Annotated in this window: 17 protein-coding genes and 1 riboswitch; of the genes, 2 read left to right on the forward strand and 15 right to left on the reverse strand. The window is 30.7% G+C overall.

The window, feature by feature from the left end:
* Positions 1-33: 33 nt before the first annotated feature.
* The 6 genes from J3477_RS12380 to J3477_RS12405 all read right to left on the reverse strand — a co-directional run bounded on the left by J3477_RS12380 (position 34) and on the right by J3477_RS12405 (position 4,823).
* A complete protein-coding gene (locus J3477_RS12380; RefSeq protein WP_206870260.1) occupies positions 34-774 on the reverse strand; it encodes a gamma-glutamyl-gamma-aminobutyrate hydrolase family protein in 741 nt (246 codons plus the stop codon).
* Positions 775-1,162: 388 nt separating this feature from the next.
* A complete protein-coding gene (locus J3477_RS12385; RefSeq protein ID WP_206870261.1) occupies positions 1,163-1,417 on the reverse strand; it encodes a hypothetical protein in 255 nt (84 codons plus the stop codon).
* A gap of 295 nt (positions 1,418-1,712) precedes the next feature.
* Positions 1,713-2,372, reverse strand: a complete 660-nt coding sequence (locus tag J3477_RS12390; RefSeq protein WP_206870262.1) for a hypothetical protein — start codon at positions 2,370-2,372, stop codon at positions 1,713-1,715.
* Positions 2,373-2,695: 323 nt separating this feature from the next.
* Complete coding sequence (locus J3477_RS12395; RefSeq protein WP_206870263.1) at positions 2,696-2,884, reverse strand: hypothetical protein; 189 nt, start codon at positions 2,882-2,884, stop codon at positions 2,696-2,698.
* A 169-nt stretch (positions 2,885-3,053) separates the two neighbouring features.
* Positions 3,054-3,758, reverse strand: coding sequence for a restriction endonuclease (locus J3477_RS12400; protein ID WP_206870264.1), 705 nt, complete (start codon positions 3,756-3,758; stop codon positions 3,054-3,056).
* A gap of 72 nt (positions 3,759-3,830) precedes the next feature.
* A complete protein-coding gene (locus tag J3477_RS12405) occupies positions 3,831-4,823 on the reverse strand; it encodes a LacI family DNA-binding transcriptional regulator (RefSeq protein WP_206870265.1) in 993 nt (330 codons plus the stop codon).
* Positions 4,824-5,035: 212 nt separating this feature from the next.
* Here J3477_RS12405 and J3477_RS12410 point away from each other — a divergent pair, with 212 nt between their 5' ends.
* Positions 5,036-5,746, forward strand: a complete 711-nt coding sequence (locus tag J3477_RS12410; protein ID WP_206870266.1) for a glycerophosphodiester phosphodiesterase — start codon at positions 5,036-5,038, stop codon at positions 5,744-5,746.
* Positions 5,747-5,991: 245 nt separating this feature from the next.
* Here J3477_RS12410 and J3477_RS12415 read toward each other — a convergent pair whose 3' ends face one another.
* The 9 genes from J3477_RS12415 to J3477_RS12455 all read right to left on the reverse strand — a co-directional run bounded on the left by J3477_RS12415 (position 5,992) and on the right by J3477_RS12455 (position 16,190).
* The gene (locus J3477_RS12415) at positions 5,992-6,990 is read right to left on the reverse strand and encodes an inorganic phosphate transporter (RefSeq protein ID WP_206870267.1); all 999 of its coding nucleotides are present in this window, start codon (positions 6,988-6,990) and stop codon (positions 5,992-5,994) included.
* Entirely contained in the window at positions 6,983-7,606 is a 624-nt protein-coding gene (locus J3477_RS12420) for a DUF47 domain-containing protein (protein ID WP_206870268.1), read from the reverse strand. Before J3477_RS12420 ends, J3477_RS12415 begins: the two co-directional genes overlap by 8 nt.
* 711 nt (positions 7,607-8,317) lie before the next feature.
* The gene (uraA, locus tag J3477_RS12425) at positions 8,318-9,628 is read right to left on the reverse strand and encodes a uracil permease (protein ID WP_206870269.1); all 1,311 of its coding nucleotides are present in this window, start codon (positions 9,626-9,628) and stop codon (positions 8,318-8,320) included.
* Positions 9,629-9,874: 246 nt separating this feature from the next.
* Positions 9,875-10,801, reverse strand: a complete 927-nt coding sequence (locus J3477_RS12430) for an ABC transporter permease (RefSeq protein WP_371876600.1) — start codon at positions 10,799-10,801, stop codon at positions 9,875-9,877.
* Entirely contained in the window at positions 10,801-11,853 is a 1,053-nt protein-coding gene (locus J3477_RS12435) for an ABC transporter permease (protein WP_206870270.1), read from the reverse strand. The genes J3477_RS12430 and J3477_RS12435 overlap by 1 nt, the downstream gene beginning before the upstream one ends.
* Before the next feature lie 18 nt (positions 11,854-11,871).
* On the reverse strand, positions 11,872-13,377 hold the full coding sequence (locus tag J3477_RS12440) for an ABC transporter ATP-binding protein (RefSeq protein WP_206870271.1): 1,506 nt from the start codon (positions 13,375-13,377) through the stop codon (positions 11,872-11,874).
* A 74-nt stretch (positions 13,378-13,451) separates the two neighbouring features.
* Positions 13,452-14,561: a BMP family ABC transporter substrate-binding protein gene (locus tag J3477_RS12445; protein ID WP_206870272.1), complete on the reverse strand. Its 1,110-nt coding sequence runs from the start codon at positions 14,559-14,561 to the stop codon at positions 13,452-13,454.
* A 43-nt stretch (positions 14,562-14,604) separates the two neighbouring features.
* Positions 14,605-15,177: a xanthine phosphoribosyltransferase gene (locus J3477_RS12450; protein WP_206870273.1), complete on the reverse strand. Its 573-nt coding sequence runs from the start codon at positions 15,175-15,177 to the stop codon at positions 14,605-14,607.
* Between the two features lie 132 nt (positions 15,178-15,309).
* A riboswitch (purine riboswitch) is annotated at positions 15,310-15,412 on the reverse strand.
* Between the two features lie 199 nt (positions 15,413-15,611).
* Positions 15,612-16,190, reverse strand: a complete 579-nt coding sequence (locus tag J3477_RS12455; RefSeq protein ID WP_206870274.1) for an SOS response-associated peptidase — start codon at positions 16,188-16,190, stop codon at positions 15,612-15,614.
* Positions 16,191-16,505: 315 nt separating this feature from the next.
* Between J3477_RS12455 and J3477_RS12460 the strand changes: the two genes are divergently transcribed.
* Positions 16,506-17,116 (forward strand): DNRLRE domain-containing protein (locus tag J3477_RS12460; protein ID WP_206870275.1); only part of this gene is annotated, 611 nt, incomplete at its 3' end.

The following is a 17,116-nucleotide window of genomic DNA, read 5'->3' on the forward strand; positions in this document are numbered from 1 at the left end:
TCAAATTGAAGTGTGTCATCTTAAATCTTTTTATTATATATGTTTATTAATACAGGAATTAACAAAACTATTAAACAGCCCCTGCATCGTCTTATCATACTTACTCATCATTTCTGGGTGCCATTGAACTGCCATAACGAAGCCATCATCACTTTTCTCAATGGCCTCAATAACTCCATCACTTGCCACTGCTACTACATTAAAACCATCAGCTACATCATTTATCGCTTGATGATGATAACTGTTAACCAAAATGTCCCCTCCTACTATTTTATATAATTTACTATTTTTTTCAATAGTTACTGGATGAGTTCCTCTAAAATTCGGAGCATTTTGTTCATGTTTTATATAACTTCCCTCAATATAGGACATATCTTGATATACAGTTCCTCCAAAAGCCACATTTAAAACTTGAGCTCCCTTGCATATTCCAAATATGGATTTGCCGTTGCTATATGCTGTTTTTATTACTTCTATTGTAGCCTCATCTACTACTCTATGAACAAATCCAAGTTTTTGCTTTGGCTCTTCCCCATAAAGAAGTGGATCAACATCATATCCCCCAGATAACAATATGCCATCCATTTGACTCACTATAATATTTAAAGCCTCTTTATCCAAGACTGGAGGAATTATAACTGGAGCCCCTCCAGCCCTTATTATTGAATCAACATACGCATCTGTAACGTATACTCTTTCACTACCTAAAAAAGCTCCATTATCTATGGATAAAAGGTTTCCCACAATTCCTATAAGCGGTTTTTCTTTACTCATATTAGCCTCCTAAAATGCACAAATTATTTCTCATATGTATAAATAAAACAAGTGTAATATATACTTATTTAACAATACCCAAAACATTTAAACGCTTTATAATTTAATACTATTATATCAAAAATTATTAGCTTTTATAAACAAATTAGTATATCAGCTCATAAATATGGTTACTTTTTCAATTAAGTCCATATATACTATGTTTAACAAACACATATTGCTATACCCTATGACTAGGAGAATACATACTTATCTAATGACCAATTGAATTATAAATTTCTAAAGAATAAAAAAACAGCCTATCTCCAATTAAAATTTATATTTCTAAATCGAAGTAGTCTGCATTTTTATAGGCTTCCTAACCTAATTACAAAATAGAAGTATATATCTAAGATATAAAAATTGATATTGTCCCCTCTATTATAAAAAATTCAAATGCTATAGCTAAAACGCAAAGTAATAAAAATAAAGAGACTCTTCCATCATCTTTATTTTTATGTTCTAGTCCAATACTATATATTACAGAATTACTTTTAATCTTAGCATCATCTTTTCTCATGGTATCTTGAAAGAAAGTCTCATAAATCATTTTATATAAAGGTATATTAGCAATACCAAGTAATAATATTAAATCCCCTTTCATAATTCCTCTCGCCTTTTCATAATTTTATCTTTCCTTATAGTTCAATATTAACTAACTCTTAATCTATTCACTATAATTTATATTTTGACTATTAAATTATAATGTATTTTTAATTAAACTTGTACTAATTTATACAAAATTATGTTTTATTATTACTTAATATATAAAATCCCTTTATTTATATTTAAAACGGCACATTAAACTGTACCGTTTCATTTAATAACACCTATATATCTTTTCACCTGATAATCCAAAATTCATAATTTCACTACTATACTGTTTTCATCAATTGTATTTATTTAGCTTCTTCTTTCAAAATATCTATTTTTCTTTGCATTAATGAATTTTGTTTACTAATTGCATCAATTACATTTTTAGCTGCATTATTTATACTGGAAGTATCTTTGCTCTCTGCAGCTTTTTTATATTCTTCAAAATATTTCTTATTATCTTCTCTTAAAGCTTTTGATTCTTTTTGCAATTCTTCCATTTTCTTTTTTCCATCAGCACTTAGGTTTTTCCACATCTCTGATGATTCTTTTCTATTATTTCTTAGTTCATCAAGCTGTTTCTTACCTTCTTCCTCAGTAATTTCTTTATTCATTACTTTGTCTTTTATCGCTTTTGCTTGACTTTTAAATTCATCAAATCCTTTTTGATCCTGTACTTTATTTCCTGCTAAACTAAAAAATTGTTGTTTTAGTTCAAGCTTTTTCTGCAAAACAACTTCTAGTGATTTTTTATTTTCACTACTCAATCCTTCAACATTTAATAAAGCTTTAAGCTTATTTTCTCTTTCCGAAGCTTTTACTTTATGATGATAGCTTTCATTTTGGTAAACTTGATTTCTGTTATCTACATTAGTATTTGTAGTCTGATTATCTATGCCATATGCTATTGTAGGAATAGATAAAGCTACACTTAATAATATAGATACAATTAATCTTTTTTTCAAAAATAAACACCCCTTTGCAAAATTAATGTATTTTCTTTATTAATTTGCCTTAAACTTGAAAATTTATGTATAAATTATCTAAAAGGAATATTCTTTAACGTAGTAAAAAAATAAAAGACCGCTTCATTTTAGAAGCAGTCTTTGACCATCTATTATATTGGAATTACTTATTTTTATGCTTGTTTTGAATTTCTTTAACTGGTTCCTGTTCATTCTTTTCAGGACTCTTGAATCTTTTACTATTCCATGATGATTGTTGATTTTTTTTAGACATAAAATCACCTCCAAACTATTATAATTAGTTTTGGAGATAGCCCATTTTTTTATTCAGATTTCTCTGATATTCTTTTTATCAGTTTTTTCTCTATTAGTTCACTTTTGCTAAATCCATTTATAAAGCATCTTATTTGCTTATAATCTACATTGTTCATTTTAAAGTCTAAGACATCTATCCTATCACCTTTGTAAACTACAGGTTCTTTTACTCCATTTAAGAAAATTTCTACTTGCATTTGTTTCTCCTTATTTCAAAAAATTTGTCTTTTATAATTGCTTTTTTGCTAGCTTCACTATATATAGAGCCTGTTATCCTCAGTTATATTACAAAAATAATTATATAACTTTATTACAAATCTCAGAACAAATTGACTTCTAAAAAACAATTTCAATAAACTCTCTCTACTATTTGGCATTGCGATAGTTATAAGAGCCTTCTACTCTCATGGTAAAGCTACATCCTGGGTAGCCTTCACATCCATAAAAATGCCCGTATCTGCCATTCCTAAGAACTAAATCAGCTCCACATTTAGGGCATACTTTGTCATTAAATATTTCATTGTTATTTTTAGATTCTATAATATTATAAAGCTTCCTTCTATCGCATAATTCTACTTCATTATATTTAGCCAATATTTTCGCATTCTCAGTAAAATAGCTGTTAGTTATAACCATAGATCTATCAGCATTATAATATTTCATAGAAGCTACTACTTGCTGAACTGCCTCTACTCCAACCTTACTATTCCATCTTTTAGCTTGAACCACTATCTTTGATTTATCTTTCTTTATCACTAAGTCCGCACCATAATCAGCAGTTGTCGGGGTCAGTTTAACCTTATATCCCAGCCTTTTAAACTTTAAAGCTAAAAACTCCTCGAAATCTTCACCACTCAATTTATCAATATTATTCATTTTATACTTCATCATTCTTTTTACAGTATATTTTTTTACTATGCGGTATATAATTATTAAAACAATGGTACTTAAAGTAATATCAATAAAGAAAATGCTTTTGTCAATGAAGATCTTTAGAAGAGCAATATGTATAAGATATACTGTAATAAACCCAATTCTTAATCTATCATCTTTAGTATTCCTGTATTTCACATTTTTTCATCCTTATCTTTTGCAGTTATTTATAGAAAATCATCAGCTTTATTTATATCATTTTAAATAAATTTAATTTGGCTCAATGCAACTATCTCTAACAATTAGTTTTGTTGGGACTATAACCTTTTTGCAAATTTCTCTATCCTTTTTTAATCTTTCCATTAAAAGATCAAATGCTATTTCTCCCATAAACTCAGTATGAGCCTTTATTGTAGTTAATGGAGGAACAATAAATTGAGCTGTAGAAATATCATTAAATCCTACAATACTTATATCCTTTGGAATTGATAATCCTCTTTCATTTATAGCCTTATATGCCCCTATAGCCATAGAATCACTAGCTATAAAAACTGCACTTGGCATAACCTCCTGCTTCAATAAACTGTTCATCAGTTCATATCCGCTACCAGGAGTAAAATTACCTACCCTTATGTATTCCGACCTATATAAATTCATATCTTTCATATACTGCGTATATGTAACCTCTCTATAATCTACTATATTTTCTTTACCATCATTAATTGCTTCACGTCCACCGATATATGCTATTCTTTCATGACCCAGATTTGTTAGATAATTTAAAACCTCATTAACAGCTCTCCTAAAATCTATAACTACAGAATCATAAATTTCTTCATTTGGAGAACAGTCTACAAATACAATATTTTTAGATAAATCTTTAAATTTATCAATATCTTCCTCTCCAAATTTTCCTATTGCAATTATACCATCAACGGTATACATATTATCAGCCACTTCATTAATTCTTGTGAAGCTTATACTTTCTTCACTAAATTTTCTTTCTATTGCCATCCTAATTGACATATAGTAAGGATCAAGTAACTCTTCTCGATCAGTATACCAATGTATTACCCCTATTTGATAGGAGCTTTTCTTATTTTTTCTTTGCTTCATTGTCATATAATTTAATTCTTCTGCTACCTCAAAAATTTTCTTTTTGGTGACATCAGACACATTCAAAGTATCATCAAAATTTAGCACTCTTGATACAGTTGCTATAGAAACACCAGCTTTACTTGCTATATCTTTTATTGTTGCCATATCTTCTATTATTATCTCCTAATTTTATTAATAACCTTCTAAGCATTACATGTAGTATTCTTTAATAAAATTTTACCAATGTTTTAGTAAAAAATCAAAGTTTATATTTTAACATAATCTAAGTTTAGTTAGCTCTAGTATTTTATACTTTTCTTTACAGTGAAAAAATAATATATTAAACTGATCTATATAAATAATTATGAGGTGATTATATGACTCTTAATATTGCCCATAGAGGCTTTAGCGGCAAATACCCTGAAAATACTATGCTAGCATTTAAAAAAGCTTCAGAAGCTTATTGTAATGGAATTGAAACAGATGTACAGCTTACTAAAGACGGTGTTCCTGTGTTAATTCATGATGAAACCTTAGATAGAACCTCTAATGGATCTGGACTGGTGAAAGACTATACTTATTCTGAATTATTAAAGCTTGACTTTGGCAATGGACAAAAGATTCCAGCTTTAGAAGATTTCATTGCATTTTCAAAAGAAAATCACTTATTTATAAATTTAGAACTAAAGAACAGTATAATTCCATATGAAGGGCTAGAACGTATCACTTTAAATTTACTTGATAAATATAGTTATCAAAAAGACAAAATAATCTTATCTTCTTTTAACCATTATTCTATGGTTAAAATTAAGACATTAGATAATTCATATAAAATAGGTCTTCTATATGATTGTTGGATATATAAGCCTAGTGATTATTGCAGGCTTTGCGGAGCTGATGCTATGCATCCTCAGTTTTTTTCAGTTCTAAATAAGAATCTGGTGGATGATATTAAATCTAAGGGCTTTCAAATAAACACATATACAGTAAATGAAGTTGAATATATGAAAAAACTCTTGGACTTAGGAATAGACGGAATAATCACTAACTATCCAGATTTACTTAATCAAATCATGCAACAATCTTAATATTAAGCACTGCCAAAGTCCTATATTGAAATTAAGTGGTTATGCATCCGATGCTTTAATGAGCTTACGCATAACCACTTAATTTTATAATATCCTTAAACAGAACGTAAAACTTTTTACATCTCTGTATAATAAAAAATTCCAAAGTAACTATGCTTTAAGAAATGCTTGATTTACACCAGCATCACAAAGCTATAGCTACTTTGGAACAAAAAGTTTATATTATGTAATTAAAATTCCGCGAATTATAAAAGCTTAATTATAAATATTACTACCCCGCCTAGAGTAGCACATATTGGAATAGTTATAACCCATGTCCACATTATATTTTGAGCTAAACTCCATCTAACAGATGAAAATCTCTTTGAAGCTCCAACACCCATAATTGAACCTGAAATTATATGAGTAGTACTTACTGGAGCGTTAAGCATAGTAGCACTAAATATTACAGCAGCAGCACTTGTTTCAGCTGCAAAGCCATTTACTGGTGCAAGTTTTGCCATATTAACTCCCATTGTCTTTATTATCTTCCATCCACCTACAGATGTACCTAATGCCATTGCAGCAGCACATCCAGCTTTTACCCAAAAAGGAACATGGAATGTAGTAATTAATCCACCACTTAGTAAAGCTGCAGAAATTATACCCATTGATTTTTGTGCATCATTTCCACCATGATTAAAAGCCATCAAAGCAGCTGACAATATCTGTAGCTTTGAAAATGACTTTGTTACTTGATGTGGTTTTGCTTTTCTTAAAATCCAGTTTAAAAGAGTCATAAATATATAACCTATAACAAAACCAATAACTGGAGATAAAAATAACCATAAAACTATTTTAAATAAAACATTATGCCAGTTAACAACTGCAAAACTTGCCTTAAATACTATTGCTGATCCTATAAGTCCTCCAATAAGTGCATGTGAAGAACTACTAGGTATAGCAAAATACCAAGTGACAAGATTCCATATTATTGCTGCAACTAAAGCTGCAAGCACTACTGTTTGAGGTATTAAACTCGGATCAACTATATCTGATCCAACTGTCTTAGCAACCTTAGTACTTATAAATGCACCTACAAAGTTTAGAACAGCTGACATCATTATAGCCTGCTTAGGAGTTAGAACTCTTGTAGATACGGATGTAGCTATAGAATTAGCAGTATCATGGAAACCATTTATGAAGTCAAAGCCTAACGCTAAAATAACAACAATTATAGTTACTACTAATACAGAACTAGACATGCTTTGTTACAACTCCTTCAATAACATTTGCAAGCTTTTCACATGAATCTATTGCATCTTCTAAAGATTCATAAATATCCTTCCAAATGATTATTTTGATTTCCTTTGTTCCACCACTAAATAGTGCTTTCATACTTTCTCTGTATATTCTATCGCAATCATTTTCAAGTTTATTAACTTCTACTATCTTGTTTTTTATCTCAGCTGTATTTTTCATATTTTTAAAAGCTTGCATTAAAAGTTTGATTTCATTACTTGCTTTTACAATATTAGCTGAAATAAGTAATGCATTTTCATTAACTTCGTTAACATTGTACATTAAAAATCTTGCTGCAGTATCTTCGATATAATCAACTACATCATCAAGTGCTTTACCAATGATAAAAATATCTTCTCTATCAATAGGTGTGATAAAGCTGTTATTTACTTCCTCAAGAATTTTGTGTAGCTCATCATCGCCTCTGTGTTCGATATCTCTTAAGTGTTCGTATTTTTCATTTGCCTCATTTGGAGACTTTACAAAATCATCAAGTGCGTGCGCTGCATCACTTATAATCTCGGAAAATGAAATAAATAAATCAAAAAATTTGTCGTTTTTAGGTGATAAATTAAACATAGCTTCCTCCTATGATATAACTTTTATTTGCTCAACTCTATTAATGATACAAGTTGTTTGTTAAGATTGTGTTAAGTTTCATTAATAATTTTAATTATTTTCTTCACTTTTTAACTTTAATAACTTAATCTATGTTTTTTTAACATTATCATCATTTACTTAACTAAAATTTAACTTAATGATACTTGTTTAATTATCCATTTAAGTAATAAAATAATCCAATTGGAACTTATATTTCACTTAAAGAATTATTAACCAATAAATTCTTGATTACCTCCGAACAAAGCAACACTGCCATCTTTGATGGATAATCCTTATGTAAACGACTTCTTCATATAGATTTATTCATATATTAGATCTCATTATTAACTATTATTATTGGCGTTTTATTTAATCTTTATAACCTTTCTATGTTGTAATAAAAAATCGTTGAAGCGGCCTTCATCAGTGAGCTTTTTTAACGCATCTACCTTCACGAATGTATACGAGGAAAATCTGGCAGACGAATAAGTTTTATTTTTTACTGTATAGCCACAAAAGACTTCTGAGAGCGTTAAAATGTCTAGGTTTACCCTGTATAAAAACTTTATACTTTCTTACACAGTAAAAAATATCCAATCTTTAAGCCAAATTCATGATTAAATTAATATTCATGAATTTATAACTTTTAGATTGGATATCATCCTATAAGTCAGTTTATTAAATAAACTTTTATTCTGTTTCGTTCATTAGACCTAATTTATCAAATATTATAAACACTAAGTTAAGCACTACCGCTACAAGTGTTGCTAATACCATTCCTTTTACTTCTACAGTTCCTAAAGTTATCTTCATTCCGCTTAATCCTACTACGAAGATTACTGAAGTTAACATTAAGTTTCTTTGCTTTGAGAAGTCAACTTTTTCTTCTACGAAAGTTCTAAAACCTGCTATTGCTATCGTTCCAAATAGTAGAAGTGATATTCCTCCTATTACTGGAGTAGGTACACTTCTTATTAGTGCTGCAAGTTTTCCTGAGAACCCAAGAACTATTGATAATGCTCCTGCACCCATTATTACATATACACTATATACTTTAGTTATAGCAAGTACACCTATATTTTCACCATATGTAGTTGTTGGAACTGATCCAAAAAGACCTGATAGTATTGTTGATAATCCATCACCTAACATTGATTTATGAAGACCTGGATCTTCAGTTAAATCTCTTCCAACTATATTTCCTGTTACTGCTAAATGTCCTATATGTTCTGCTATTACAACGAAAGCTGCTGGTACTATTGTTATTATTGCTGTCAAATTAAATTTTACTAATGTAAACTTTGGTACTGCTATCAGACTTGCATTGCTTACAGCTGAGAAATCAACGATTCCCATTGCAACGGCAAGTACATAACCTACAACTATACCTATAAGTATAGGAATGATTTTCATAAATCCTCTGCATAATACTGAACAAAATATTACTGTTAATAAAGTTATCATTGATATAAGTGCCCATGTTGGGTTAAATACTTTTGTATTTGATCCACCAACTGCGAAGCCTGCCATGTCAGCAGCTACTGGTACTAATTCAAGACCTATTATTGCGACTATTGCACCCATTGATGCAGGTGGAAACACCTTTTTTATCCAGCCTACACCTGTTACACCTATTATTAAAGCTACTACGGAGAATACAATCCCCACAACAACGAATCCACTTTGTACTTCTGCGAAACTTAACCCTTTACCCATCAAAGCAAATACTGGCGCTATGAAAGCAAAGCTTGATCCTAAGTATGCAGGTATTTTTTTCTTAGTTATGAACGCATAAAGCAATGTTCCTATTCCATTAAAGAATAACACTATAGCTGGATCTACGTTAAAAAGAATTGGTACTAGAACTGATGATCCAAACATCGCAAATAAATGTTGGAAACTTAACGGAATTGCTGTCTTTAGCGGTAGCTTTTCATTAACATCTACACTTCCTGCTTTTGAATTTACTACTTCTTGTCTCTTTATTGCATTACTTGCCATAAAAAAATCCCCCTTGATTAAATATTGGGGAAGCTTTCGCTTCCTTTTTAGCCTCTCTGGACTAAATTAAAGTACTTGATTAAAATAAAAAAACTTCTTACTACTGTAAGAAGTTATAAAACCACATAAAAGTTCCTGTAATTATATCCTACTCCTTACAGCCTCTCTGGACTGGTTTAAAGGTTTTTTGTTATCTAATAGAATATAACACACAAAGAATTAAAAATCAATAGAAAAGTAACTAATTTATCTTTCTTCTCTAAAGTAACTATTTCCAAGGCCTTTAGGAGGAGAATTTTTCTTCGATTTTTTAGCTGACACAAATACTAAAACTACAATTGTTACTAAGTATGGAAGCATTGATAAGAAGTATTGGTTTATAACTACTTTTCCTAGTCTAAACCCTATTATATCTAATCCACCAAATAAATATGCACCTATTATTGCTTTATAAGGATTCCAAGCTGCAAAGATAACTAAAGCCACAGCAATCCATCCTCTACCTGCTACTATATTTTCTTGCCATGCAGGAACATAAACTAGTGAAAGATATGCTCCCCCAAGCCCAGCTAAAGCACCACCTAGGGTTATATTTATATACTTATATAAACTAACATTAATACTCACCGCATCAGCAGCTGCAGCGTTTTCTCCAACTGCTCTTAAATTTAGTCCTGCTCTAGTATTATATAGATAAATACCAGTAATTATTGCTAATAAATATGATATATAAACAAACACATCTTGTGTAAAAAGTATCGGTCCTATATATGGAATCTTACTTAAAACCGGAACGCTAACTGGAGCAAAAAAATCCTTAATTGTGTTCGGAACTACCTGACCAACAACCTTTTGTCCTAAAAGACTGGATAATCCAGTACCAAATATGGTTAAAGTTAAACCTGTAACTACTTGATTTGCTCTTAATCCTACAGTTAAAACTCCATAAATAAAGCCACCTAAACCTCCAGCAATCATTGCAGCTAAAAGCGCCATATATGGATTTCCTGTATTATAACCTACTATAAATCCCATTACAGCTCCCATGAGCATCATTCCTTCTACCCCTAGGTTCAGATTACCAACCTTTTCTGTAAGTATTTCACCTAGAGTAGCTAATAACAGAGGAGTTCCAGCTACTATTGTAGCATGTAAAAATGATATCATATTCATTATTCATTCCTCCTAAAAGAAATTTTATATCGCATAAACAAGTCACTACCAAGAACAAAGAACAATATCAATGCCTGTATCACAGATGCTGCAGCATTAGGTATACCAAATGCTGTTTGAATATAATTACCACCCTCTAATAGAGCTGCAAACAAAACTGAAACTATTAGTATAACAATGGAATTAAGATTCGATAACCAAGCAATTATAATTGCTGTATTTCCAACTCCTCCAGTGATTTCTGTAGAAAGTGTACCACTAACTGCGGAAGCTTGAATAAACCCAACAATACCACAAAGTGCTCCACTTATAAATATTGCCTTTAGTATAGTTTTATTTATACCTATTCCTGCATATCTTGCAGTATTATGGCTTTCCCCTATAACTGAAATCTCATATCCAAGTTTTGAATGCTTCATAACAAAATAAAATACTATAACAATTATTATTGCAAATATCCAACCTATATGTATGTTGAATAATTTAGGCAATATAGCATTATCAGAGAAATTAGGTATCTTAGGAAAATTCATAGCTTTTTTATCTCTAAGTGGTCCATATTGTAAATATGTTATAAACTTTAAAGCTATATAATTAAGCATTAGTGTTATTATTGTTTCATTAGTATTAAAATAAACCTTTAAAATTCCTGATAGTAGAGCCCATAGTCCTCCCAATACGATTGAAGCTACTAGCATTAGTAAAAGCAATACTGGTTTTGAGAGGTTAGGCATGTTAAGAGCAACTAATGCAGCTCCTAAAGCTCCCATAAAAATCTGCCCTTCTCCACCAATGTTCCAAAATAGCATTTTAAATGCTACTGAAATCCCTATAGATGCTATGACTAAAGGTATTGCTCTTATAATAGTTTGTCTAACTCTATAAATTGAACCAAAAGAACCTTTTATCATTGATCCAAATACACTTAAAGGTTCATAACCAAGTATGGCTAAAAATATTCCTGCAACTACAAAAGCCAATAATATAGCAATTGCCATTACCTTAATTCTTGTAGTTTTACTTATCTCTTCTCTTTTTATTAGTCTTGCCAAAGCTATTCCCTCCTACTCCTATTCATCTGCTCCAACCATCATAAGTCCAAGTTTTTCTCTGGTAGCATCTTCTGAATTTATTATTCCGCTAGAAGCCCCATCACACATTACCATGATTCTATCACAAAGCTGCATTAAAACATCTAAGTCTTCACCTATAAATAGGACAGCTGTTCCTTTAGATTTAGCTTCATTTATAAGATTATAGATAATAAAACATGTGTTTATATCCAATCCTCTTACCGGATAAGCCATTATCAAAAGCTTTGGATTTGAACTTAGTTCTCTACCTAAAAGTATTTTTTGAATGTTTCCCCCAGATAAATATTTTATTGGATAATGAATGCTTGGTGTTTTTATGTCCAATGTTCCTTTTAAAGCTTTAGCCTTTTCTGCAACTGGTTTTCTATTTATCAAAAAGCCCTTTTCAGAGTAATAAGTTTTTAACAGCATGTTATCAACCATATCCATAGACCCAACTAATCCCATTCCAAGTCTATCTTCTGGTATAAAACTCATGCTTATACCTCTTTTAACAAATTCTCTCGGGTTTTTCCCAACTAAATTTTCACCTTCAAATACAATATTACCAGATTTAACACTTGCTATTCCTGCAATTGCTTCACATAACTCTTTTTGTCCAGAACCAGCAATTCCAGCTATTCCAAATACTTCTCCTGCTTTTATTTCGAAGGAAATTGATTTTACTGCTTCGGCTTTTTCTTCATTTAAAACCACAAGATTATCTACAGTTAATAGTTTTTCTTCTCTAGTACATTCTACTTTTTCTATGGATAAGTCTACCGCTCTACCTACCATAGCTTCAGTTAATTCCTTTGGATTGGTGTTAACTTTATCTAAGGTTTTAACAGTTTCACCTTTTCTTAGTATTGTTATCTTATCGCAGATTTCCATTACTTCATCCATTTTATGAGAGATGAATATTAGAGCGCACCCCTGTTCTTTCATTTTTCTCATAATCTTAAAAAGCTTTTCCGTCTCTTGAGGTGTAAATACAGTGGTAGGCTCGTCTAATATCAAAAGCTTTGCTCCTCTATATAGCACCTTTAATATTTCAAGATTTTGTCTTTCACCTACAGACATATCCATAACATACTTGTCTAAATCTACATCTAAAACATAAGTTTCAATTATATTCTTTATATCTTTATCTACTTTATTATCATTTCTAAAAATCTTACCCTTTTGGCCTAGCAGTATGTTTTCTCTTGCAGTCATAGCTTCTACAAGTTTAAAGTGCTGATATATAGTACCTACTCCATATTTCATAGCTTCCTTAGGAGAAGTGAAGTTTACTTTTTCTCCGTTCCACTCCATAGTTCCTTCATCAGGCATGTATACACCTGATATAACACTAATTAGAGTACTTTTACCTGCTCCATTCTCTCCTAAAAGTGCATGAATTTCTCCACCGTAAATATCAAGATGAATATTCTTATTTGCAGCTACTTTTCCGAAAGTTTTACTAATTCCTTTTAATGCAATTAAAGGCTTTTTATTCATATCTTCCTCCACAATATAAGAGAACTGAAGAATAGAATTCTTCAGCTCAAATTCAAAATTTTATATACTGTCTATTATTGATTTGGAATAGTTCCATCTACTCCTTGAACAAACCAGTTCATATTCCAAACTTCATCATCAGTTAAAGTTTTTCCTGATTCAACTTTTACAGCACCTTTTTGATCATTTATTGGTCCTACAAATATACCTTTACCTGCTTTTATATCAGCTTCTGCTTTTTCTACTGCTGCCTTAGCATTTTCTGGTGCATTAGCTGTAAGTGGAGCTAAATCAACTACTCCGTCAGCGTATTCTCCCCAATACTTTCCTGACTTCCATGAACCATCCATTATTGATTTAACAACTTTTACATAGTAAGGCCCCCAGTTCCAAACTGCTGATGTCATATTAGCCTTTGGAGCTGTTTTGCTCATATCTGTGTTATATCCAACTGAGTATACACCCTTTGCTTCTGCTGCTTGTTGTGGACCTGCAGTATCTTGATGTTGTGCTATTACGTCAGCGCCTGCATCTATTAAAGCTGTTGCAGCATCTTTTTCCTTAGCTGGATCATACCAAGTGTTAGTCCAGTTTACTTTAACTTTTACGTTCTTGTTTACTGATTGTGCACCAAGTGTAAATGCATTTATATTTCTTATAACTTCTGGTATAGGAAATGCTCCAACGAAACCTAATGTATTAGACTTTGTCTTAAGACCAGCAACTATACCATTTAAGTACATCATCTCATGAATCTTTCCAAAATATTGACCCATGTTGTCAGCTGTTTCATATCCTGAACAGTGCATGAATTTAACTTCTGGATGCTTCTTTGCTTCTGAAAGCATACCTTCTTGGAATCCAAAACTTGTTCCAAATATTACTGTAACACCTTGTTCTATCATATCTTCAACAGCTTTTTCAACTTCAGCTTTATCTTCTTTAACTGATTCCTTTGCTACTGTTTTAACCCCTAATTCTTTTTCTAAGTAAAGTCTTCCTTGATCATGTGAATAAGTAAATCCACCGTCACCAACAGGTCCAACATATAAGAAACCTACTACTGGCTTCTTATCACTGCCCTTATCACTACTGCTGTTATTTTCACTCTTACTTGCACATCCAACTAGAAGTAAAGATGAAGCAACTACTGCACTACACATTATTTTTAAAAATCTTTTCATTTTATTTCCTCCCTAAGTTTGATAATAAGTAGACTATGTAAATTTATTTAAAATAAATTTTTCCCTCTTCCATTTTTTCAATTATTGCAAGAGATTCAACTCTATGACCTAATTCTTCGATTTTCTTTCTTCCATCTTGAAATCCCTTTTCAATAACAATACCAACACCAATTATATTTGCACCTGCTTGCTTAACTATATCTATAAGTCCGATTGCTGCACAGCCATTAGCAAGAAAGTCATCTATTATTAAAACATTTTCGCCTTCTTTTAAGAACTGCTTTCCAACCATAACGTTATAATCTTTATTCTTTGTAAATGAATGTACTTTTGATTCATAAACTTCTTTATCAATATTTAAACTCTCAGCTTTTTTTGCAAAAACTACTGGAACATAATCAAAATATTGGGATGCTATACTTGCTATACCAATTCCAGATGCCTCTATGGTCAATATCTTGTCCACCTTATCTTGTTGGAATCTACTTCTAAACTCTTTACCTATTTCATTTAATAATCTTATATCCAATTGATGATTTAAGAAGCTATCGACCTTTAAAATATTCGAGCCTCTTGCTCTTCCATCAGTTAGGATCTTTTCCTTAAGTAGTTTCATATTCTACATCCTTTCAAATACAATAAAAAAACTCGCTGAATTATAATTTTCTAAAGAATAAAAAAATTCCTGAGCTTTAGTCTGCCCAGGAATATACAATCACTAAAATATTAAAATTATACATAGATAATTTTAATAGCAACTGCACATTCGTAGTCAGGTAGTTTATGGCCTCCCGGTAGAAACGCTTAATCCATATTATTAAGCATATACGATGTGAACGTTATATGAAATTGTTAATTAATTATTCGCATTTACCTTACAAAAGTATGTTATAACATGTCGAAGAAAAAATCAATAGAAATTTTGCTTTTTTTTATTTATGTCACATTTTTATTATATTTTTTAGGCAGTACTTTAATTACAGGTATATTAAATATTTTTTTCATTGTTTTTATATTTCTTTAAAATTTGCAAAATCACGAACATTAAACTCAAAACAGCGAAAGTTGTTCACTGCCACTATCTGCCGTTATATACAACGAACCATCCTCAACTGCCCTTAATAATCCCTTTACAGTCATCAGATCACCATCTGGATTAAGATAGATATCTTTTTCATCTTCATTAAGCATTACAGGAATTCTATGGTGAATTTCACTCATTTCTTTATTTGCACTAGCCGTTATTATAACAAATCCATTTTCTACTTTATTTTCTTTATTGATATACTTGCCATATATTCCTGCCATATAAAAAATTTTGTCTTCTTTAAGGCTTATCTTGTACTTAACACCATTCTTCCAATCATAAAACCAATTGGCTGGAATAACACATCTCTTACTCTTTATAAGCTCTAAAAACATCTTTTTATCAAATAGGCTCTCTGATCTGGCATTTATAACAAGCTTATTCTCATATGGAAGTCCCCATTTCATAGTATCACTTTCACTATAAGTCATAATTAAAGCTTTATTTGATGGAAGTCTTTCTCCGTACTCTATGCTTATTTTATTATCCAAGTTAACACCTTTATGAGAAAATCCTTCTTCAAGATAGAATCTACCACACATATTATCTCTCCTTAGTATATTATTTAATATTATTGCTGAATTTAAGGTTTAATCACATGTAGTCTTCGTCTTAATCACAATACAATTTATATGAACCACCCCATTAGTACAAGTTATTCATGGCATTTTTAGACACATTTTACCTTCTTATTACATATTGTATACTAGATAATTATACATTACGCTATAATGTCCGATTTTCGTCTTATAGTTTTTATGTGTCCACTAAATTAACTTACTCAATAACTATACTACTAGTAATATACCAAATGTAGTTATCTAATACTATCACTATAGTGAGGTGATTAAAAAAATATGGCTTATATTAATGTATTGCCAACCGACGATGTTTATATTTCAAGTTTAAATCCAAATGAAAACTTTTCTTCAGCACCATTTTTATTAGTTGGCAATTATACTAGGCATAGTTGCCATTCTAATATATTTAGATCTTTAATAAAGTTCAATCTAAACCCAGATATCCCATATGGAACAATGATATCAAGAGCAACATTATACTTATATGTTGATGATATCAATCTAAAAGATTGTACTTTTAGAGATTCTGAAATTACAATATATCGAAATACGCAAAATTTCAATGAAAACTCAGTGATCTGGAATAATGCTCCTACTTTTGAATCTACTGGATACACCAGAAAAATAAGTGTATCAGACAAATATTCTTATATTGGTATAGACATAACAGACTTAGTTAAAGGTTGGGCTTTAGGTATCTATGATAATTATGGAGTCACAATACGTGGCTGTGAAAATGTCATAAATTCTCTAGCAGCATTTTCTTCAAAAGAAAGTTCAAATCCACCTATACTAAAGATATTTTACCAACCAATATTAGGTCCTACTGGCGTAACTGGTCCTACTGGTGCTACTGGCACTACCGGCGTTACTGGTCGTACTGGTGC

This window comes from Clostridium zeae (assembly GCF_017312485.1).
Taxonomy (GTDB): domain Bacteria; phylum Bacillota; class Clostridia; order Clostridiales; family Clostridiaceae; genus Clostridium_AR; species Clostridium_AR zeae.

Coding starts and splice junctions, on each gene's coding strand:
- J3477_RS12445 (WP_206870272.1), bottom strand. CDS start 14,561: ATGAAAAGATTTTTAAAAATAATGTGTAGTGCAGTAGTTGCTTCATCT.
- J3477_RS12455 (WP_206870274.1), bottom strand. CDS start 16,190: ATGTGTGGTAGATTCTATCTTGAAGAAGGATTTTCTCATAAAGGTGTT.
- J3477_RS12380 (WP_206870260.1), bottom strand. CDS start 774: ATGAGTAAAGAAAAACCGCTTATAGGAATTGTGGGAAACCTTTTATCC.
- J3477_RS12395 (WP_206870263.1), bottom strand. CDS start 2,884: ATGCAAGTAGAAATTTTCTTAAATGGAGTAAAAGAACCTGTAGTTTAC.
- J3477_RS12410 (WP_206870266.1), top strand. CDS start 5,036: ATGACTCTTAATATTGCCCATAGAGGCTTTAGCGGCAAATACCCTGAA.
- J3477_RS12450 (WP_206870273.1), bottom strand. CDS start 15,177: ATGAAACTACTTAAGGAAAAGATCCTAACTGATGGAAGAGCAAGAGGC.
- J3477_RS12440 (WP_206870271.1), bottom strand. CDS start 13,377: ATGAATAAAAAGCCTTTAATTGCATTAAAAGGAATTAGTAAAACTTTC.
- uraA (WP_206870269.1), bottom strand. CDS start 9,628: ATGGCAAGTAATGCAATAAAGAGACAAGAAGTAGTAAATTCAAAAGCA.
- J3477_RS12405 (WP_206870265.1), bottom strand. CDS start 4,823: ATGGCAACAATAAAAGATATAGCAAGTAAAGCTGGTGTTTCTATAGCA.
- J3477_RS12385 (WP_206870261.1), bottom strand. CDS start 1,417: ATGAAAGGGGATTTAATATTATTACTTGGTATTGCTAATATACCTTTA.
- J3477_RS12420 (WP_206870268.1), bottom strand. CDS start 7,606: ATGTTTAATTTATCACCTAAAAACGACAAATTTTTTGATTTATTTATT.
- J3477_RS12415 (WP_206870267.1), bottom strand. CDS start 6,990: ATGTCTAGTTCTGTATTAGTAGTAACTATAATTGTTGTTATTTTAGCG.
- J3477_RS12430 (WP_371876600.1), bottom strand. CDS start 10,801: ATGAATATGATATCATTTTTACATGCTACAATAGTAGCTGGAACTCCT.